Origin of the sequence: Mesorhizobium sp. B2-7-1, from assembly GCF_006440735.1 — a bacterium.
GTDB lineage: Bacteria > Pseudomonadota > Alphaproteobacteria > Rhizobiales > Rhizobiaceae > Mesorhizobium.
The window spans coordinates 1-20367 of sequence record NZ_VFUA01000113.1 but is presented as its reverse complement, the minus strand read 5'-3'; the positions used below and the strand labels follow the sequence as shown (position 1 = coordinate 20367).

At 65.8% G+C, this 20367-nt stretch carries 16 protein-coding genes and 1 pseudogene; 11 read left to right on the top strand and 6 right to left on the bottom strand.

The features are described from left to right. From FJ471_RS28960 to FJ471_RS28930, 7 genes and pseudogenes are all read left to right on the top strand, one after another. A pseudogene (locus tag FJ471_RS28960) lies at positions 1-213 on the top strand (hypothetical protein); the annotation flags it as partial. Beyond that, positions 206-1348, top strand: coding sequence for an efflux RND transporter periplasmic adaptor subunit (locus FJ471_RS28955; RefSeq protein WP_181179808.1), 1143 nt, complete (start codon positions 206-208; stop codon positions 1346-1348). The pseudogene FJ471_RS28960 and the gene FJ471_RS28955, both read left to right, overlap by 8 nt. Beyond that, complete coding sequence (locus FJ471_RS28950) at positions 1345-4491, top strand: efflux RND transporter permease subunit (RefSeq protein ID WP_246684862.1); 3147 nt, start codon at positions 1345-1347, stop codon at positions 4489-4491. Before FJ471_RS28955 ends, FJ471_RS28950 begins: the two co-directional genes overlap by 4 nt. Next, positions 4475-5767, top strand: coding sequence for an efflux RND transporter periplasmic adaptor subunit (locus FJ471_RS28945; protein ID WP_140808365.1), 1293 nt, complete (start codon positions 4475-4477; stop codon positions 5765-5767). Before FJ471_RS28950 ends, FJ471_RS28945 begins: the two co-directional genes overlap by 17 nt. Before the next feature lie 3 nt (positions 5768-5770). Further along, positions 5771-8929, top strand: coding sequence for an efflux RND transporter permease subunit (locus tag FJ471_RS28940; protein WP_140808361.1), 3159 nt, complete (start codon positions 5771-5773; stop codon positions 8927-8929). A gap of 13 nt (positions 8930-8942) precedes the next feature. Further along, the gene (locus FJ471_RS28935) at positions 8943-10436 is read left to right on the top strand and encodes an efflux transporter outer membrane subunit (protein ID WP_140808358.1); all 1494 of its coding nucleotides are present in this window, start codon (positions 8943-8945) and stop codon (positions 10434-10436) included. A gap of 103 nt (positions 10437-10539) precedes the next feature. Next, positions 10540-11226, top strand: coding sequence for an aspartyl/asparaginyl beta-hydroxylase domain-containing protein (locus FJ471_RS28930; RefSeq protein WP_140808356.1), 687 nt, complete (start codon positions 10540-10542; stop codon positions 11224-11226). Between the two features lie 31 nt (positions 11227-11257). Here FJ471_RS28930 and FJ471_RS28925 read toward each other — a convergent pair whose 3' ends face one another. Further along, positions 11258-11563, bottom strand: a complete 306-nt coding sequence (locus FJ471_RS28925; RefSeq protein ID WP_140808355.1) for a DUF982 domain-containing protein — start codon at positions 11561-11563, stop codon at positions 11258-11260. 213 nt (positions 11564-11776) lie between these two features. Between FJ471_RS28925 and FJ471_RS28920 the strand changes: the two genes are divergently transcribed. Then, positions 11777-12820: an ABC transporter ATP-binding protein gene (locus FJ471_RS28920; RefSeq protein WP_140808353.1), complete on the top strand. Its 1044-nt coding sequence runs from the start codon at positions 11777-11779 to the stop codon at positions 12818-12820. A 58-nt stretch (positions 12821-12878) separates the two neighbouring features. Here the strand turns inward: FJ471_RS28920 and FJ471_RS28915 are convergent, their stop codons facing one another. The 4 genes from FJ471_RS28915 to FJ471_RS28900 all read right to left on the bottom strand — a co-directional run bounded on the left by FJ471_RS28915 (position 12879) and on the right by FJ471_RS28900 (position 16501). Beyond that, the gene (locus tag FJ471_RS28915) at positions 12879-14480 is read right to left on the bottom strand and encodes an iron ABC transporter permease (RefSeq protein ID WP_140808370.1); all 1602 of its coding nucleotides are present in this window, start codon (positions 14478-14480) and stop codon (positions 12879-12881) included. 163 nt (positions 14481-14643) lie between these two features. Next, a complete protein-coding gene (locus FJ471_RS28910) occupies positions 14644-15615 on the bottom strand; it encodes an ABC transporter substrate-binding protein (RefSeq protein WP_140808351.1) in 972 nt (323 codons plus the stop codon). Positions 15616-15763: 148 nt separating this feature from the next. Further along, entirely contained in the window at positions 15764-16000 is a 237-nt protein-coding gene (locus FJ471_RS28905; RefSeq protein ID WP_140808349.1) for a hypothetical protein, read from the bottom strand. A gap of 105 nt (positions 16001-16105) precedes the next feature. Beyond that, positions 16106-16501 (bottom strand): hypothetical protein, encoded by a 396-nt coding sequence (locus FJ471_RS28900; RefSeq protein ID WP_246684861.1) that lies wholly within the window; start codon positions 16499-16501, stop codon positions 16106-16108. A 170-nt stretch (positions 16502-16671) separates the two neighbouring features. Between FJ471_RS28900 and map the strand changes: the two genes are divergently transcribed. After that, the gene (gene map, locus FJ471_RS28895; RefSeq protein WP_140808347.1) at positions 16672-17499 is read left to right on the top strand and encodes a type I methionyl aminopeptidase; all 828 of its coding nucleotides are present in this window, start codon (positions 16672-16674) and stop codon (positions 17497-17499) included. Between the two features lie 52 nt (positions 17500-17551). Here map and FJ471_RS28890 read toward each other — a convergent pair whose 3' ends face one another. Beyond that, complete coding sequence (locus tag FJ471_RS28890) at positions 17552-18520, bottom strand: quinone oxidoreductase (RefSeq protein ID WP_140808343.1); 969 nt, start codon at positions 18518-18520, stop codon at positions 17552-17554. 79 nt (positions 18521-18599) lie between these two features. Between FJ471_RS28890 and FJ471_RS28885 the strand changes: the two genes are divergently transcribed. Both FJ471_RS28885 and radC read left to right on the top strand, forming a co-directional pair. Beyond that, positions 18600-19460, top strand: coding sequence for a LysR family transcriptional regulator (locus tag FJ471_RS28885; RefSeq protein ID WP_246684863.1), 861 nt, complete (start codon positions 18600-18602; stop codon positions 19458-19460). A gap of 182 nt (positions 19461-19642) precedes the next feature. Then, positions 19643-20302: a DNA repair protein RadC gene (radC, locus tag FJ471_RS28880; protein WP_140808330.1), complete on the top strand. Its 660-nt coding sequence runs from the start codon at positions 19643-19645 to the stop codon at positions 20300-20302. Positions 20303-20367 lie beyond the last annotated feature (65 nt).

Genomic DNA, 20367 nt, shown 5'->3' with positions numbered 1-20367 from the left:
CGGAAGCGACAGGCGGTAGGCGGCGAAGCTCAGCCGGATCGCCCCCTTCCGCACCTGCTTCGACCGGATCCGCTGCGCGGCGCCGGCGCCGCGCAGCGGATCCTGTCGAAGCAGGTGCTGAAGGGGGCGATCCGGCTGAGCTTCGCCGCCTACCGCCTGTCGCTTCCGATCTCGCCATCGAACACCGAAAATCATGACCGGAAAATTGCGTAAAAGCCATCTTCTCCTCGTCGCCGTACTGGTCGCGGCCGGTGTCGCCGCGATGCTGAAGGCCTATGGCCGCGGCGCGCCGGAGCCGGAGGTCGGGAAAGCCGCGCCTGCTCAGGCTGCCACGCTCACCGTTTCAGTGGAGCGGGTTCATGCCGAGGCGATCACATCTTCCGTCGGCGCCACCGGCACGGTGGCTGCCTGGCAGGAAGCGACGATCGGCGCGGAAGAGAGCGGCCTGCGCCTGACCGAGGTCCTGACGGCCGAGGGCGACCATGTAAGGGCCGGCGATGTCGTCGCCCGGTTGGACGACTCGCTTCTCAAGGCCCAGCTTGCCGAGCAGAAGGCAGCCGTCGCCCAGGCGCAGGCGGCGCTCGACTCCGCGCTGTCGGCCGCCGCGCGCGCCGACAAGCTGTTGGCCAGCAACGCCGTCAGCACGGAGACCGCCGAGGAAAAGGCGACCGCCGTCAAGACCGGCAGGGCAGGCATCGACCAGGCCGAAGCCGCCGCCGAGCGGCTGCAGGCCCAACTCGACAGGACGACCATCCGCGCCCCCTTTGATGGCGTCGTCTCCAGCAAGCCGGCCGTGGCTGGCTCCATCGTCCAGGCCAGCACCGAGCTGATGAAGATCATCCGCGACGGCAAGTTGGAGGTCGGCGTCCTCGTCCCTGAAAAGGATCTGGCGGCGATCTCGGTCGGTCAGGCGGCGAAGATCGTCGACGCGTCCGGTCGCGGCTTTTCCGGCAGCGTTTCCCAGATAGCCGAGACGGTCAACGCGACGACGCGTCTCGCCACCGTCTATGTCGCGGTCGGTGAAGGCTCGGGCCTGAAGCCTGGCATGTTTGCCCGCGTCACCATCGAGACGGCGGCGTCCCGGCAACTCGCCGTCGCCGAGACGGCCCTGGTCTGGCATGACGGCAAGCCGGCCGTGTTCGTCGTCGACGATCAAGGCAAGGTCAGCGCGCGTCCCGTCGCCACCGGCACGCGCCAGAATGGCCGCGTCGCCATCCAACGCGGCTTGTCGGAAGGCCTCTCCGTCGTCGTCGCCGGCGCTGACTTCCTCAACGACGGCAACCTCGTACGCGTCGCCGCCGGCGAAGCGACGGCCGATGCCGCAAGCACGGCGGAGCGGGCACAATGAATGCCATCTCCTCCTGGTCGATCCGCAATCCGGTTCCGACCATCGTGCTATTCCTGTCGCTCGCGATCGCCGGCGTCTACGGCTTCATGCATCTGCGCACCAACAACATGCCCGACATCGACCTGCCGACCGTCACAGTCACGGTGGCGCAGCCGGGCGCGGCGCCGAGCGAAATGGAAGTCCAGGTGGCGCGCGTCATCGAGAACGCGGTCGCGACCCTCGAAGGCGTCGACGACGTCTCGACTTCGATCAGCGAGGGCTCGTCCGTCACCACGGTCGAGTTCACCCTCGGCACCGACCCGGAGACCGCCACCAATGATGTCCGCAACGCCGTTTCCGGCGTGCAGTCCAGCCTGCCTGCCGCCGCGCAGACGCCGGTCGTGGCGAAGGTCAACGCAACTGGCAATTCGGTGCTGACCTTTGTCGTCGAGGCGCCGACCATGTCGCCCGATCAACTAAGCTGGTACATCGACAACGACGTCGCTAAGGTCCTGCTCGGTGTCGACGGCGTCTCCAAGATCACCCGTTCCGGCGGCGTCGACCGGGTCATCCGCGTCGAGCTCGACCCCGACCGCCTTGCGGCGCTCGGCATCAGCGCCGGCGATGTCAGCCAGACGCTCGCCTCCAACAACGTCAACCAGCCGGGCGGCCGCGCCAATATCGGCGGCCAGGAACAGTCGGTACGCACGCTCGCCAGCGCCACGACGCTCGAGGCGCTGGCGGATACCCGCATCGCGCTGAGCGGCGCCGGCGACGTCAAGCTCTCCGACCTCGGCACCGTCGTCGACAGCTGGGAGAAGCCGCGCCAGGCCGCCTATCTCGACGGCAGGCAGGTCGTCGCCTTCAACGTCTACAGATCGGTCGGCTCGAGCGAAATCGATGTGGTCAAGGCCGCCCGCGCCGCGATCGCCGACATGGGCGCGAAGACCACGAAGGCAAGGTTCACCGAAGTCACCTCCTCGTCCGGCTTCGTCCAAGAAAGCTATGACGCCGCCCTCGAGGCGCTCTGGCTCGGCGCCCTGCTCGCCATCGGCGTGGTCTGGCTGTTCCTACGCGACATCAGGGCGACGCTGGTGTCGGCGGTGGCAATGCCGCTGTCGCTGATCCCGACCTTCGCGGTGATGGCGGCCTTCGACATCTCGCTCAACAACATCACCTTGCTGGCGCTGTCGCTAGTGGTCGGCATCCTCGTCGACGACGCGATCGTCGAGATCGAGAACATCGTGCGCCACATGCGCCAGACCGGCGTCAGCGCCTACCAGGCGGCAATCGAAGCTGCGGACGAGATCGGGCTGGCCGTGGTGGCGACCACCGCCACCATCGTCGCCGTGTTCCTGCCCGTGGCCTTCATGCCCGGCATTCCCGGCAAGTTCTTCTTCTCCTTTGCCGTCGCCGTCTGCGTGTCGGTGCTGTTTTCGCTGCTGGTGGCGCGCATGCTCACCCCGCTGATGGGCGCCTATCTGGTGCGTGCCGGCGGCCATGACGAGGACGACCTGCCAGCCTGGGTGCCGACCTATCTCTGGCTGCTGCGCAAGGCGCTCGACCACCGCTGGATCACGCTATTGGCCGGCATCGCCTTCTTCGCCGGCTCGATGGCGCTGGCAACGAAGCTGCCGACCGAATTCATGGCGGCGGCCGATCGCGGCCGCTCAATGATCTCGGTCGAGCTGCAGCCCGGCTCGACCATCGAGCAGACCACGGCGGTGGTGCAGGAGATCACCAAGCGGTTGGATCAGGAGCCGGCCGTCGACAGCGTGTTCGCCACGATCGGCACGGCCGCCTCCTCGGGTGGCGGGCCGAACCAGGGCTCGAGCTCGGCCGAGGTGCGCACCGCGACCGTCACGGTCAACCTCAAGCCGCGCGCCGAACGCAGCATGAGCCAGCAGCAATTCGAGGCCGAGGCTTCGCCGAAGCTCAACGGCATCCCCGGCGCCCGCATCCAGTTCGGCGCCGACGGCTTCGCCGGCGCCAAGGTGTCGATCACGCTGGTCGGCGAAGACGGCGCGGCGCTCGAGAAGGCGAGCAACGCGCTGATCGAGGAGATGAAATCCGTGCCGGGCCTCATCAACCCGACCTCGACGGCCGCAACCACCAAGCCCGAGCTGATCGTGCGGCCCGACAGCGCCAAGGCTGCCGAGCTTGGCGTCACGCCGACCGAGATCGCCGCGACAGTGAAGATCGCCACCATCGGCGACACCGACACCAGCTTGGCGAAATACAATCTCGGCGACCGCCAGGTGTCGATCGTCGTCACCTTGCCCGACGGAGCCATCGACGACCCGGCCAAGCTTGCCGTCCTGCCACTGGCCGGCAGCAAGGGCACGGTGCCGCTCGGCGCCGTCGCCGACATCGGCTTCAATGCCGGGCCGAACAGCATCACGCGTGTCGACCGCAGCCGCAGCGCGACGATAGAGGCCGATCTCTCTGGCCTGACGCTTGGCCAGGCGACGACCGCCATTCGCGCGCTGCCGATCATGGAAAGCCTGCCCCAAGGCGTGCACGAGCTGGCGCGCGGCGATGCCCAGCGCATGCAGGAGCTGTTTTCCGGCTTCGCCACCGCGATCGCCGCCGGCATCATCCTGATGTACCTGACGCTGGTGCTGCTCTTCCGCAGCTTCGTGCAGCCGGTGACCATCCTGGTGGCGTTGCCGCTGTCGGTCGGCGGCGCGCTCGGCTTCCTTATGGTCACCGGCAAGGCACTTGGCATCTCGCCTTTGATCGGCATACTGATGCTGATGGGCATCGCGGCCAAGAACTCGATCCTGCTCGTCGAATATGCCCTGGTCGCCGAGAAGGAGCATGGCATGAGCCGCTTCGAGGCACTGCTCGACGCCGCCCGCAAGCGCGCCCGGCCCATCGTCATGACATCGATCGCCATGGGCGCCGGCATGCTGCCGATCGCGCTTGGCATCGGCGCCGACGCCGAGACCCGGGCGCCGATGGCGATCGCCGTGATCGGCGGGCTCCTCTCCTCGACCGTGCTCAGCCTCGTCTACGTGCCGGTGATCTACACCTTCATGGACGACATCCAGAGCTTCCTCGCCCGCCATCTCGGCAAGCTGTTGGTCGAAGCCCCCGGCGCGGCCGGCCAGGCGAGAACCGCAACTCCAGGGAAAGATCCAACCAATGCATACCCAACCTGATCGTTCTCCGTCGCTGGCGAGGCCGCGCCGCCTGTCTCCCTGGGCAGGAATACTGTGCGCCACGCTTCTCCTGGCGGCCTGCTCGCAGGAAAAGAGCCAGGTGCCGCCCGGCATGGGCGGCGTCGGCAGGCCCGAGGTCGGCGTCGTCACGCTGCATCCGCAATCGGTCGCGATCACCGCCGAGCTGCCCGGTCGCACCGCCGCCTCGCTCGTCGCCGAGGTGCGCCCGCAGGTCGACGGCATCATCCAGCAGCGCCTGTTCCAGGAAGGCGCCGAGGTGGTGGCGGGACAGCCGCTCTACCTCATCGATCCGGCGAGCTATCAGGCCGCCTATGACAGCGCCGTCGCCACGCAGCAGAAGGCGGAAGCCGCCGTCCCCACCGCGCAGGCGAAGTTCGACCGCTATTCCGGGCTGCTGAAGCAGAACGTGGTCTCGAAGCAGGATTACGACGATGCCGCCGCGACGCTGGCGCAGGCCCAGGCCGACGTCGCTTCGGCCAAGGCCAGCGTCGAGACCGCCAAGATCAGCCTCAACCGCACCTCGATCACCGCGCCGATCGCCGGCCGGATCGACAAATCGACATTGACGCCGGGTGCGCTGGTCACGGCCAACCAGGAAACGGTGCTGACCACTATTCGCTCGCTCGACCCGATCAATGTCGACGTCACGCAGTCCAGCACCAACCTGCTCAACCTGCGCCAGGCGATCAACGAAGGCAGGCTGAAGTTCAGCGGGCCCAATGTCAGCGTCAAGCTGAAGCTCGACAACGGCACCATCTATGCGCAGAACGGCAAGCTGGAATTCGCCGGCGCCAATGTCGACCAGTCCACCGGCACCTTCGCGCTCAGAGCCCAGTTCCCCAATCCCGACCGGCTGCTCTTACCCGGCATGTATGTGCGCGCCATCGTCGAGGAAGGTGTCGCCCAGAACAGCTTTCTTGTGCCGCAGCGCGGCGTCACCCGCGATCCCAAGGGCCAGGCGACGGCCATGGTCGTCAACGCCCAGGGCAAGGTCGAGCAGCGGACGCTCAGCGTGCGCAACAGTGTCGGCAACAACTGGCTGGTCGATTCCGGCATCAGCGATGGCGACCGCGTCATCGTCGAGGGTTTGCAGCTGGTGCGCGCCGGCGGCGATGCAACCGCCGCCGAGGTGACGATCGACGAGACGACCGGCGAGATCAAGGACCGCGAGCAGAGCTCCGCCTCGGCCGCCCCCGCAGGCGGCAACGCCGCCGGCGCCGCAAAGCAACCAGCCTCTGGCGCAACCGGGAACTGAGCGATGTCGGGTTTCTTCATCAACCGGCCGATCTTCGCCTGGGTGATCGCCATCGTGATCATGCTGGGCGGCCTGCTCGCGCTGCAGTCGCTGCCGATCTCGCAATATCCGCAGATCGCACCCACAACCGTCAACATCAGCGCCACCTACCCCGGCGCCGATGCCCAGACGGTCGAGAACTCGGTGACCAAGGTCATCGAGCAGGGCATGACCGGCATCGACAATCTCGATTACATGACGGCGACGTCGACCTCGACCGGCTCGGCCTCGATCACGCTGACCTTCACCAGCGGCGCCAATCCCGACACCGCCCAGGTGCAGACGCAGAACAAGCTGCAGCTGGTGCAGTCGCAGTTGCCGCAGGTCGTCCAGAGCAACGGCATCACCGTCTCCAAATCCTCGACCGGCTTCCTGATGGTCATCGGCTTCGTCTCCAGCGACGGCAAGATGAACTCGACCGACCTCGCCGACTATGTCGACAGCACCGTCAACGACACGCTGAAGCGCGTCGAAGGCGTCGGCTCGACGCAGCTCTTCGGATCCGGCTATGCCATGCGCATCTGGCTCGACCCCGACAAATTGGCGCAATATGCGCTGATGCCGAGCGATGTCGCCACCGCGATCGAGGCGCAGAACACGCAGGTTTCCGCGGGCCAGCTCGGCGGCTTGCCGGCGCGCAAGGGCCAGCAGCTCAACGCCACGGTGACGGCCAAGAGCCGGCTGCAGACCGCCGAACAGTTCCGCAACATCATCCTCAAGAGCAACACCGACGGCTCGCTGGTGCGGCTGAACGATGTCGCCAAGGTCGAGATCGGCGCCGAAAGCTACACCACGCAAGCCCACTACAACGGCAAGCCGGCCGCCGGCGTCGCCGTCAACCTGGCGACCGGCGCCAACGCCATCAGCACCGCCGAGGCGGTGCGCGCGACCATCAACCGCCTGAGCTCGACCTTCCCGCAAGGCGTCGAGGTCGTCTATCCGTACGACACCTCGCCCTTCGTGCGCCTGTCGATCGAGGAAGTGGTGAAGACGCTCGCCGAAGCGATCGTGCTGGTGTTCCTGGTGATGCTGCTTTTCCTGCAGAACCTGCGCGCCACCATCATCCCGACGATCGCGGTGCCTGTCGTGCTGCTCGGCACATTCGGCGTGCTGTCCTTCTTCGGCTATTCCATCAACACCCTCACTATGTTCGCCATGGTCCTAGCCATCGGCCTGCTCGTCGACGACGCCATCGTCGTGGTCGAGAATGTCGAGCGCGTGATGCAGGAGGAAGGCTTGCCGCCGAAAGAGGCGACGCGCAAATCGATGAACGAGATCACCGGCGCGCTGATCGGCATCGCCACCGTGCTGTCGGCCGTGTTCGTGCCGATGGCTTTCTTCGGCGGTTCCACCGGCATCATCTACCGGCAATTCTCCGTCACCATCGTCTCGGCGATGGTGCTCTCGGTGCTGGTGGCACTGGTGCTGACGCCGGCGCTCTGCGCCACGATCCTGCGCCCGGCCAAGGACCATACGACGCAAAGAGGTCCGTTCGGCTGGTTCAACCGCGTCTTCGATCGCGGCACGATCGCCTACCGCGACGGCTCGCACGGCATCATCAACCGCTCGTGGCGATTCCTCGCCGTGTTCCTGGCCATCGTCATCGGCATGGGCTGGATGTTCGCCCGCCTGCCGAGCTCGTTCCTGCCGGACGAGGATCAGGGCATCCTGATCACCAGCGCATCGCTGCCGGTCGGCGCGACGCAGGATCGCACCGAGCGTGTGCTGGCTGAGGTGACCAACCATTATCTCAACGAAGAGAAGGACGCGGTCGAAGGCGTGTTCACCGCTTCCGGCTTCGGATTCGGCGGCGCCGGACAGAATGTCGGCATCGCCTTCGTGCGGATGAAGGATTTCGACCAGCGCAAGACGCCGGCGCTCGCCGCCTCGGCGGTCGCCGGCCGCGCCATGGGCGCCTTCTCCAAGATCAGGGACGCCCAGGTCTTCGCGCTTGCCCCGCCCGCCATCCAGGGCTTCGGCAACACCAACGGCTTCGATTTCTACCTGCAGGACGTCAATGGCGCCGGCCATGAGGCGCTGATCCAGACGCGCAACCAGCTTCTCGGTCTTGCCGCGAAGAGCACGCTGCTCGCCAACACCCGCCCCAACGGCCAGGAGGATCAGCCGCAATTTTCGGTCGACATCGACCAGGAAAAGGCCAGTGCGCTCGGCATCAGCCTTGCCGACATCAACAACACGCTGTCGACCGCCTGGGGCAGCGACTACGTCAACGACTTCATCGATCGCGGCCGGGTGAAGCCGGTCTATCTGCAGTCGGACCCGGACTTCCGCATGCAGCCGGAAGACCTCGACAAATGGCAGGTCCGCAACTCCGGCGGCGCCATGGTGCCGTTCTCGGCCTTCGCCTCCAGCCACTGGACCTACGGATCACCCCGCCTCGAACGCTACAACGGCTCGGCGGCTGTGGAGATCCAGGGTGCCGCGGCCGCGGGCCAAAGCTCCGGCGCGGCGATGGACGAGATCGACAGGCTGGTCGCGCAACTGCCGGCCGGATATTCGCATGAATGGACCGGGCTGTCGCACCAGGAGCGGCTTTCCGGCAACCAGGCGATGTCGCTCTACGCGATCTCGGCGCTGGTCGTCTTCCTCTGCCTTGCCGCGCTTTACGAGAGTTGGTCTATCCCGTTCGCCGTCATGCTGTCGGTGCCGATCGGCATTTTCGGCGCGCTGGCGGCGGCCACCCTCTTCGGCCAGACCAACGACGTCTATTTCAAGGTCGGGCTGCTGACCACGATCGGTCTTGCCGCCAAGAACGCCATCCTCATCGTCGAGTTCGCCATCGAGCGGCAATCGGCCGGAATGGGGCTGGTAGAAGCGACGCTCGAAGCGGCGCGACAACGCCTGCGGCCGATCCTGATGACCTCGCTGGCCTTCATCCTTGGCGTCACGCCGCTTGCGATTGCCAGCGGCGCGGGCTCCGGCGCGCAGAACTCGGTCGGCATCGGCGTCATGGGCGGCATGATCGCGGCGACGGTGATCGGCGTCTTTTTGGTGCCGCTATTGTTCGTCACGGTGCGCCGCATCTTCAAAGGCAGGGCGGCCAAGCAGGATACGGGCGGGCAGAATTCGGGCGGGACACAAGCCACAGCCACTCCGGAATAAAGGTTTCTCTCAAATGTTTGATTTTGAACGCGGTCTCGCGACCGCGAAGGGGCTCTTTTTGCCCGCGTTTGCCGCTGCCCTGCTTTCGGGATGCGTCGTCGGTCCGGATTACCAGAAGCCTTTGCTGGCGATGCCGGCAAGCTGGGGCGGGCAGAAGGCGGGCAAGCCGGCCAAGCCGGCGCAATTGTCGAAATGGTGGCAGCGCCTGCGCGATCCCGAGCTGAACGCGCTTGTGGACGAAGCGGTTGCCGGCAATCTCGATGTGGCAAGCGCCAAGGCCAAGATCCGTGAGGCGCGGGCGAGCTACCGCCAGTCGGTCGGCACGTTGCTCCCCTCCGCGGACGGTTCAGCATCGGCCAGTCGCAACCGGGTCTCCGCAGCCAGCGCGGGCACGACGGCCAGCGAGTCCTACAGCCAATACCAGGCGGGCTTCGATTCCAGCTGGGAACTCGACCTCTTCGGCGCCAACCGCAGGGGCGTCGAGGCGGCGAGCTACGGACTGAACGCCTCCGAGGAGGAGCTGCGTTCAACCCTTCTCACGCTGGTTGGCGATGTGACTTCGAATTATGCCCAGGCACGCGGCTACCAGGCCCGCATAGCGCTTGCCCGGCGCTCTGCCGCATCGCAGCGGCAAACCGCCCAACTCACCCGCACGATGGCTCTGGCCGGCTCGGCGACCGCGGCGGATGTCGCCAAGGCGGAAGGACAGGCCAGCAGCACGGAAGCCGGCATTCCAAGCCTGGAAGCAAGCTATGCCGAGGCCGTGCATCGCCTTTCCGTGCTGACCGGGCGCCCGCCGGCGGCGCTCAACGAGCGCCTGAAGCGCCCGACACCGATCCCGGCGCCGCGCCTGCCGATCCCGACCGGTATCCCGGCCGACATCCTGCTCACCCGCCCGGACGTGCGCTTGGCCGAGCGGCAGTATGCGCAGTCCACCGCCAAGATCGGCCGGGCCGAGGCGGCGCGCTATCCGAGCGTCAGCCTGACCGGCGACATCAGCACCACGGCTCTCAAGCTCGGCGATCTCGGCAAGAACTCCACCATCGGCTGGTCCTTTGGCCCCACGCTCAGCGTGCCATTGTTCAATGGCGGCCAGTTGCAGGCGGCCGTCGACGTCGCCAAAGCCCAGCGCGACCAGTATTTCGTCGCCTACAAGGCTGCCGTGCTGACGGCGCTGGAAGACGTGGAAAACGCCACGGTTTCGCTGTCGCAGGAGCGCATCAGAAACGGCAAGCTCGCCTCCTCCGCGAAGTCCTATGGCGATGCCGCGCGCCTTGAAAGAACGCTCTACAAGGCCGGCGAGACCAGCCTTCTCGACGTGCTCGATGCCGAACGCTCGGCCTATTCCGCCGACGATTCCGTCCTGCAAAGCCGCGTCTCGATCGCCACCGACTATATAGCCCTCAACAAGGCCCTAGGCGGCGGCTGGAACGGTGCGATCGAGACCGCCAGGCCCGAAATCATCGACGTCCGCACCGGTCCGCGGCTGGCGTCGAAGACCCAGTGATACGAAGGCCAGCGGGGATCGGGGCGCACGGTGTCTACAAATTCGCGTGAGCGATGCCCGCACGCAATATCCCGCTATATAAAAGCGTCGTTGAGGTAATGAGATGTCAGGCGCCTACGATCTGGGAACCAATCTGGTCCGCCGTATCTATGAAAAGCGCATAGATGCACCGGCCATTCTTGATGCCGGCACGCATTTTCCCAATGCCGCGAAGTTCACCGCCGCCTGGCAGGATATCCGCGATGAGGCGCTGGCGGCGAAGCTGAACAAGGCGCCGCGCTTCCACGACATCATGCCGGAGCAGGCCGATATCTCGGCCAATGATGGTCTCGACTGGCGCATGTTCGTGCTCAAGGCCTACGACATGACCGTTCCGGAAAACATCGCAAGGATGCCGGTCCTGAGCCGGTTGCTTTCGGAGTGCCCCGAGGTCAAATCGGCGGCTGTCTCGTTCCTGGCCCCGCGCAAGCACATCCCGCCGCACCGCGGGCCTTTTCGCGGCATCATGCGGTTCCATCTTGGCCTGGTCATCCCGAAGCAGCCGGACGGTCGTCCGGCAACGATCATGATGATCAATCACGAGGAAAGGCGCATCGCCGACGGCGAATGCATGCTATGGGACGATACTTTCGAGCACGAAGTCATGAACAACTCGGATCAGCCCCGTGTCGCTCTCCTGCTCGACGTGTGGCGTCCGCAAATGCCGCTGGATATGGAAATCCTGTCGCGCGTGATCGTACGCGGCGTGCAGGTGGGGATGCGCTATCGCGGCGTGTCGTTCGGCGGCTGAACCAGCTGCAAAGGCTCAAGCGCGTCACGCTTCAAGCACGTGCCTCGCGATAGGTCCCTGCCCTGCTGCCACGCTTGCCGGGGAACATGGCGTCCCTCGCCAGCAATCCGCTGACGCGGCAGAAGGCTGCGAAGGCGCGGCAGGCTTCCTCGGCGCTGGCCACATCGACCGTCGCGCCGAAGCAGGCGTTGAACGCGGCGTCGTAGACCTTGCCCTGCCGGCGCTTCGGCCAATCCTGCAGGAAATCGAGCGCCTGCTCGACGCTGTAGATTTCCTCGACCGGCAGGCCAGGCGCGGGCGTGATGCGCACCGGCACCTCGAATTGCAGTCTGTCCATTCCCTGTCTCCCGAACTGGCGCAACCGGAGCAACGCCGCTCGTTCTGAAAAGTTTCTTTTGCGGCCTTCTGACTCGCAAATGTGACCTCAGTGCGGTGAAGATTAGGTTCGCCGGTGCGGCAGATCGGCGTCAGTCCGGATCGATGCCGGCTGCATTGCCAATGCCGGATTTCCACCGTATTGCCGGCCATCATAGCTGCCGCGGGCGAAAAGATGAGCGAAATCCGGGTCGAGTCTCTGGTCAAGCGCTATGGCGGCACCACCGCGCTGGACGGCGTTTCGCTGGCCTTTCCGCAGGGATCGTTCACGGCGCTGCTCGGCCCTTCCGGCTGCGGCAAGACGACGATGCTGCGCCTGGTCGCGGGCTTCGAAGCGCCGAGCGAAGGCCGCGTGTTCCTTGGCGACGCGCTTGTCGCCGACCCGAAGCGGCAGCTGCCGCCGGAGGCGCGCAATGTCGGCGTCGTCTTCCAGTCCTATGCGCTATGGCCGCACATGGATGTCGCCGAAAACGTCGCCTATCCGCTGAGGGCTCGGCATGTGCCCTCCGCGGATATCCCAGTTCGCGTCGCGGCGGTGCTCGACATCGTCGGTCTGGGCGGCTTCGCCAAGCGCCGCATCGACGAGTTGTCGGGCGGTCAGCGGCAGCGCGTCGCGCTCGCGCGCTGCCTGGTCGCCGAGGCCAGGATCATCCTGTTCGACGAGCCGCTCGCCAATCTCGACATGCATCTGCGCGCCGCGATGGTCGACGCCTTCCGCGATATCCATCGCCGCACCGGCGCGACCATCGTCTATGTCACGCATGACCAGGCCGAGGCCCTGGCGCTTGCCGACCGCGTCGCCGTGATGAGCAAAGGCAGGCTGCTGCAGGCCGCGCCACCGCAGGAAATCTATCGTTCTCCCGCCGACGCCGCTGTTGCCGGCTTCGTCGGCCGTGGCAGCCTGGTCTCAGGCAACACCGTCGGCCATTCGGACAAGGCCTCGATCATCGATATCGCCGGCCACCGGTTCGCGGCGCGCAGCCACGACAAGCCGGCCGGCGCGGTCAAGGTTCTGCTGCGCCCGGAAGCCTTGCGCATCGCGGCCGAGGGCCTGCCGGCGACGGTGCTGGACAGCGTCTACCGAGGGCCGGTGCACGAAGTGCGGCTGGCGCTCGCCGAGGCCGGACAGCATCTGCTGGTCGACAGCACCGAGGCGCTGGCGGCGGGGCAGCATGTGCATGTCGCCGTGTCCGACGCCTGGGTGGTGCCGGACGCCTGAGAGCAATTCCAGGAAAAGTGTGTAGCGGTTTTCCGTCCGGAATTGCGGAAAACAAAGGTCATCGCCAGGGCAACACGCCTGCCGGCAAACGGCGCCCGAGCCGATCGAGCGCCAGTAGCAGCACGATCACGACGGCGATCGTGGATACCGCGATTGCCGCCGCCTGTGTGCCGAGGCCCGCCTCTTCCAGGCTGAACAGCACGACACCGAGCGTTTCCTTGCCGCTTGACCACAACAGCGCCGAGACCGTCAACTCGTTGAAAGCGCTCATGAACACCAGCAGCCCGCCTGCCACGGCCGCGGGCGCCGCGAGCGGCGCGGTGATCGTCGCCAACCGCCGCAACGGACCGGCGCCGGACACGGCCGCCGCCTCGTCGAGATCGCGCGGAATCTGCCCGACGGCGGTGGCCACCGGTTTCATCGCCAGCGTCAGGAAGCGCATGGCGTAGGCGACCAGGATGATAGACGCGGTCGCATAGAGGCTGCCGATCAGCGGCAGCGGCCGCAGGAACAAAAGGATGCAGGCGATCGCCAGCACCACGCCGGGGATCGTGTAAGGCAGGTCGACGATGCCGCCGAGCACGCGCCGCCAGCGCCTGTCGAAACGCTCAAGCCGAGCGGCCATCGGAATGACGCCAAGGGCAAGGATCAGGGCCGCGCCGCCGGCAAAGAGCAGCGAGTTGCGGAAGGCCCGCACCGTGGACGCTTGCCGGATAAGCACTTCCGTATAGTTGGCGATCGTTGCCGTGCGCGGGCCGAGCGGCACGCCGAAGGACGGTACCAGCGACGTCGCCAGCAGCGCGCAGGCCGGAAGTATGAGGACCAGGCCGATGACCGTCCAGCCGGCACAGGCGAGCGGCACCCGCAAGCCTCCGAGCTCGAATTGCGCCGGCGTGCCGGCAACGATGCGGTGCCCGGCGCCGCGCAGCGCCAGCGACTGGAACACCATGCCGATAAGCGCCAGCGCGCCGACCAGCACCGACAGGGCCGCGATCTGAGGCAACACACCAGGGCCAAAACTCGATAGGTCCTGATAGATCAGGGTTGGCAGCGTCAGGTAATTGACGGGCATACCGAGAAGCGCCGGTATGCCGAAATTGCCGACACCGGAAACGAAGGCAAGCGCCGCAGCGGCCACCACATAGGGTCGCACGACGGGCAGCACGATGGTCCGCAGCACGCCGAGCGGCCGCGCGCCGCAGGACCGCGCCGCCTCGACCAGATCGCGCGGCACGCGCGACAACCCGGCCCGCATGGTGATGAACACGATAGGCGCGTGTTGCACGCCGTAGAGAAGGATGATGCCGCCACGGCCCAGCATCGGGTTGCCGGTGCCTGGCGCCGGCGCCAACCCAAGCATGCCGAGCAGCGTGCTCGACGGGCCGAAGAGATGCAGCCAGGCGAGCGCCGTGACCTGCGGCGCGATCATCAGCGGCAGAAGCAGCAGGAAGCCGAGGATCTTTCGTCCCGGCAGATCGGTCATCGTCACCGCGATGGCGAACGGAATGCCGAGGCAGAGCGCCAGCAGCGCGCCGAAAAAGGCCGTGTCCAGCGTGTGCGACATCGCCTTGAGCGCGGCGGGGCCGGCAAGCCGCCCGGCAAAGGCGGCGAAATCGACCGCTCCCCCGGGCGCGATCGCCGCAAGCACGAGACGCGCCATCGGCAGCAGGCTGAGCACAGCGATGACCAGCAGCACAGCCAGCGCCGACAGACGCCGGCCAGATATCGGGCCTGGCAGCGCGAAACCACCCGCCTGCGGTGATGCCGGGCTTGGCTCGGCAACGCGATGTTCCGCGGAGGCCAAAGCTTCGTTCCGGGGCCGCTTACTGGCTCATCACCGCGCTGAACTTTTCCTTGTTCTGCGCATCATTGGCCAGCGCCGCCGCCGCGTCATAGTCGAGCACCTTGATCGAGGCGCGGTCCGGATAGCCGGCCGGCAGCGCGACATCGGCACGGGCCGGGATGTAGCCCATCTTGGCGGCCACTTCCTGCCCGTCCTTCGACAGCAGGAAATCGACAAAGGCCTTGGCGGCTTCCTGGTTCTTGGCAGTCGAGAGGATCGCGACCGGTTCGGTGACAGCGGAAACGCCTTCCTTCGGGAAGACGAACTCCACCGGCGCGCCCTTGGCCTTCTCGCGGATCGGCATGTAGTCGACGATCATGCCGAACAGCTTGTCGCCGCCGCTGACCGCCTTCAGCACGTCGCCATTGCCGCCGCTGGCCTGCGCGCCGTTCTTGGCGAGCGCGCCGTAATAGTCCCAACCCTCCGCCAGATTGCCGGTGAGCGTGACGGTGTGGATCATCGCCGCGCCCGAGGTCAGCGGGCTGGGCATCGCGATCAGACCCTTGGCTTCCGGTTTCTTCAGGTCTTCCCAGCTCGTCGGCACGAAAGGCGCCTTGGTGTTGTAGACGATGCCGGTGGTGATCAGCTTGGTCGAGAAATAGGTCCTGTCCTTGTCGTAGAGCGCCGCGTCGAGGCCCTCGACCTTGGCTTCCGGATAAGCGAGCAGCCGGCCTTCCTTCTTCAGGCCTTCCATGGTCACGACATCGGCGATCAGAAGCACGTCTGCCTGCGGCTGGCCGGCCTCGATCTCGGCATGCAGCTTGGCCAGGATCTTCGGTGTGCCGTCGCGCACCCAGTCGACCTTGATGCCCGGGTTCTTCGCCATGAAGGCGTCGACCGTCTGCTGGGCATCGGTGTTCGGCTGGCTGGTGTAGAGCACCAGCGTGCTGTCGGCGGCGGCGCCCGCAACGGTGGATGCCAGCAATAGGGCGGCGAGAACGATCTGGCGCATGGAAATACCTGTTTCTTGATTACGGCTGGGGAAGTCCGGCAGGCGCCGGGGCTGGAAAACCTGAGTAAGGCCGCAGGATAACCATTATGTGACAGGGCGACGCAACCCGCATCGCCCTGCCCCTTGTCCCTCTTCCATGCTCTTGCCGTTACTGGTTGGCCGGATCGGTCTCGGCGTCATAGGCCATGCGGGTAACCACCATCAGCACATAGGCGGACGGCAGCGCGAAGATGGCTCCGAGCACGATCGCCGCCGTTCCTTCCATGCGAAGGGTGGCGGCAACGGCCCTGTAGACGGTACCGAGGCAGATCACGGCCTGAATCGCCAGAAAGCAGGCCGCGGCGGCCGCGCGTGTAAGTGTCTTGAACGTCTTGATGCGTTGCATTGAATGGAATCCGAATTGACGCGCACGCAACCGGCCAGCGGCCGTCGCCGGATCGCGACGCGAAGGAATGTTTGTGATTGAAGGCCGCGCTTGGCGGCTAAGGCTTTACGCGGCGGGCGGCGCGCGCGGCTGGTTGGTGCGTGCGGCTGTCACGCTTGCCGATACGGGCGTGACGCCCATTTCGGCGGGCAACGCCTGGCCAATAACCGGGAAACCGGATGCGGGCGCAAGCGCGCCGTGATTGCCGCTGACGAGCTTGACCGGGAGCGGACGGCTGGCCCGCACTTCAAGCGCCGGGGCCTTGCCGGTGGTTCTGAGCAGCGCGATCGTGTCGCCTTGGCGGGCGGCGCTGACGCTGGAGCCACCCGAGAGCGAGACGGCCGACGCGGAGATTTCCGCCTGGGCGAAGCCCAGTAGCGCGAGCATCAGCAGCGCCATCAGGCCCGCAAAAGCGGTCCTGGCCGGCAGCAGCATCGATCTTTCGCGTTCAGGTGCCGTCAAGGCAATCTCCCGATACCAGCAACCGGCCTAACCCATGGAATGGCCAAAGGAAAGCGGCAATGGACGCGGCAACCGCACTTCGTCCTTGAACCTTGCGGCTTCCGGTGCCAAATCTGGGGCAGATTTTCATATTCGGCTCCTTTGGAGCCAACGTCGGCAAACGGACAAAAATGGTTACCTATCTAGACGCCTCCACGGCCCCCCTTCGAAACACCGGCCAGATCCGCCTCTATGGCGAGGAAGGCTTTGCCGGCATGCGCAAGGCCTGCGACCACACCGCGCGCTGCCTCGACGAGCTTGTGCCGATGGTACAGCCCGGCGTGACGACCGAAACCATCGACCGCTTCGTCTTCGAATTCGGCATGGACCATGGCGCGCTGCCGGCGACGCTCAATTATCGCGGCTACACCAAGTCGTCCTGCACCTCGATCAACCACGTCGTCTGCCACGGCATTCCCGACAACAAGCCGCTGAAGGAAGGCGACATCGTCAACATCGACGTCACCTATATCCTCGACGGCTGGCACGGCGATTCCTCGCGCATGTATCCGGTGGGCACGATCAAGCGCGCCGCCGAGCGGCTCCTCGAGGTCACCTATGAGTGCCTGATGCGCGGCATTGCCGCGATCAAGCCCGGCGCCCGCACCGGCGCAATCGGCGCCGCGATCCAGACCTATGCCGAGGCCGAGCGCTGCTCGGTGGTGCGCGATTTCTGCGGTCACGGCGTCGGCCAGCTTTTCCACGATGCGCCGAACATCCTGCATTACGGCACCGTCAATGAAGGCGTCGAGATGCGGCCGGGCATGATCTTCACCGTCGAACCGATGATCAATCTCGGCCGGCCGCATGTGAAGGTGCTGTCGGACGGCTGGACCGCGGTCACGCGCGACCGCTCGCTCTCGGCGCAGTACGAGCACACGATCGGCGTCACCGACATCGGCTGCGAGATATTCACGCTGTCGGCGAAAAAGCTCGACCGCCCCGGCCTGCCGGCCTAGCGGCGCCTACTGGCGCCCGCGGGACCAGCCGAGCGGCGAGTTTGGCGCCAGTCTATGGGATCAGCAGCAAACTTCCGGTGGTTCGTCCCGCCTCGAGTTCGGTGTGGGCTTGGGCTGCCTCACCGAGCGTGAATTCCCCGCCAACATCGGCCGCGATACTCAAACTGAAGGCTTCGATCAAGGCCGCCGCGGCTTCGGTGTAGAAAGCCTGATCGTTGGTCGCAGCCATTATGCTCGGGTGGGCAAGAGCGCGGTTGGGCCGTAGCTGGTCAAGCAAAACCGGCGGGATCGGTCCGGCCGCCTGGCCGAAGCTGACGGCGGTGCCGAACGGCCGTATGCATTGGATTGTCTTGGCGAGCATGGCGCCGCCGATGCCGTCATAGCCGACGTCGACGCCTCGACCGCCTGTAAGCTCCAAGACCTGCCGGACCAGATCGGCGTCGCGCCCGACGATGAGATGGTCGGCGCCGTGAGAGCGAGCAAGAGCGGCCTTCTCCTCGGAGCTGACCGTGCCGATCACCGTTGCGCCCAGATGTTTTGCCCAGCGGACCAGGATAGCCCCAAGGCCGCCTGCAGCGGCATGAACCAGGATCGTCATGCCCGGCTTCACGGCGTAGGTGCGGTTGAGCAGCATGTAGGCCGTCATACCCTTCAGCGTCGATGCGGCCGCCGCGCGCGAGCCAACACCGTCCGGCAGCTTGATCGCCCTGGTCGCCGGCAGCAGGCGCGTCGAGCTATACGCGCCAACCGGGGCGCCAGCGTAGGCGACACGATCGCCTGGAGCGAGCAGCACGACCTCGGCGCCGACGGCCTCAACGATACCGGCTCCCTCGGCGCCAAGCACGGCGGGATAGGAGGGCAGCGGATAGATGCCCTTGCGATGATAGATATCGAGAAAATTGACGCCGATCGCCTCATGCCTGATACGGATTTCTTGCGGACCTGGAGATTGCGGCGCGCGCTCCGACACCCGCAGCTGGTCGACGCCTCCGGTGGCGGCTAGCGTAACGGCGATATCCATCTTCATTCTCCAACCTGATGTCCGGCAGGTGAATGGCAGATGGCCAGCTGATTGAAAATTGCCTATAAATCCCCATTTGATGGGAAAAAATAGTCAGATGCTGGATTGGGAGGACCTTCGCCATTTCCATGCTCTTTCACTGCTGGGCACGCTTTCGGCCGCCGCACGCGCGCTCGGCGTGGAGCATGCCACGGTAGCGAGACGGGTGGCACATCTGGAAGAAAAGATCGGCGCCAAGCTTGTCGACCGGCGCGGGCGGCGTCTTTCGCTGACGGCCAAGGGCCAGCAGATAGCCGGCATCGCCACGCGGATGAGCGAAGATGCTCTGACGATCGAACGTACGGCATTGAATACCGACAACCGCCACACAGGTACGGTCAGGGTAAGCGCCCCGCCTGCCTTGGCGACCGCGTTGCTGGCAGAGCCATTCGTTCGCCTCCGGCAAAGGCATCCCGGAATAAATGTCGTGGTCATCGGCGAGACCCGTTATGCCTCGCTTGGACGACGGGAGGCGGACATCGCCGTGCGGATGACACGACCCGAACACGGCGACCTGACCGTCACCAAGATCGGCGACATCGGCTTCAGCCTCTATGCCGACCCCGCCTATCTCGCCGCGACGCGCGAGGCGGACTGGTCCTTCGTCGGTTATGAGGAAACCATGGCCTCGTCGCCGCAGGAAAGGATGCTCGCGCGGATTGCCGCGGATCGTCCCGTCGCCATCCGCGCCACGGCACTGGAGTTTCAATTGGCGACCGTCAAGGCTGGCGGCGGCGTCGCGCTGCTGCCGGATTTCATGGCGGCAGGTCTGAATTTGACCCGACTGCCTTTGCCGGACGGTCCGCTGACGCGTGAACTCTGGCTGGTCGTGCATACGGATATCAAGGATGTACCGATGATCCGCGCCGTAATGGACGAGCTTGGCGGCAAGGCCCGGTAAGCAGACCGGCCGGACCCCTTCCCGATACACACATCCTTGACTGCCTGCGCTGGAACACCGCGCGCATTGGGACGTGCCAAGGACACCTTCCGTATCCAGGCAAGGGCTTGCCGAAAATCGACTCCCGGTTTCCGAATCGATGCTGTAGGCTTTCCGCCGGGCCTTCGGGGGTACGGGCAGGCATGGGCAAAGTCGAGGACGAGCGGGCGTTCTTTTCCGAAGGCTGGATCGAACCGCCGCAGAAGTCCCTGAAAAAGGCTACAGCGGAAGAAAAGCCGCATTATCACGGCCATCGCGATCGCCTGCGCAAACGTTTCGTTGCTGGTGGCCCGGACGCCCTGCCCGACTATGAGTTGCTCGAGCTGCTGCTGTTTCGGCTGATCCCGCGCGTCGACACCAAGCCGATCGCCAAGGCGCTGATCGCCCGCTTCGGCTCGCTGGCCGAGGTGCTTGGCGCACCGGCGTCCCTGCTCGAGGAAGTGAAAGGCATCGGGCCGACCGTGGCTGTCGACCTCAAGGTCATCGCCGCCACCGCGCAGCGCATGGCGCGCGGCGAAGTGCGCGGCCGCGAGGTGCTGTCGAACTGGACGCAGCTTCTCGACTATTGCCGCTCGGCCATGGCCTTCGAGAGCCGCGAGCAGTTCCGAATCCTGTTCCTCGACAAGAAGAACGGGCTGATCGCCGACGAGGTGCAGCAAACCGGCACCGTCGACCACACGCCGGTCTATCCGCGCGAGGTGGTGAAGCGCGCGCTCGAGCTCTCCGCCAGCGCCGTCATCCTTGTCCACAATCATCCCACTCGGCCCTTTTCAATCACACACGGTCACGCTTTAGCACGTTGATACATATTGCTTTTTCGACTTGTCGCAGAGTCGGACATTGTGGCATATTGGGGTCGGTTTTAGGG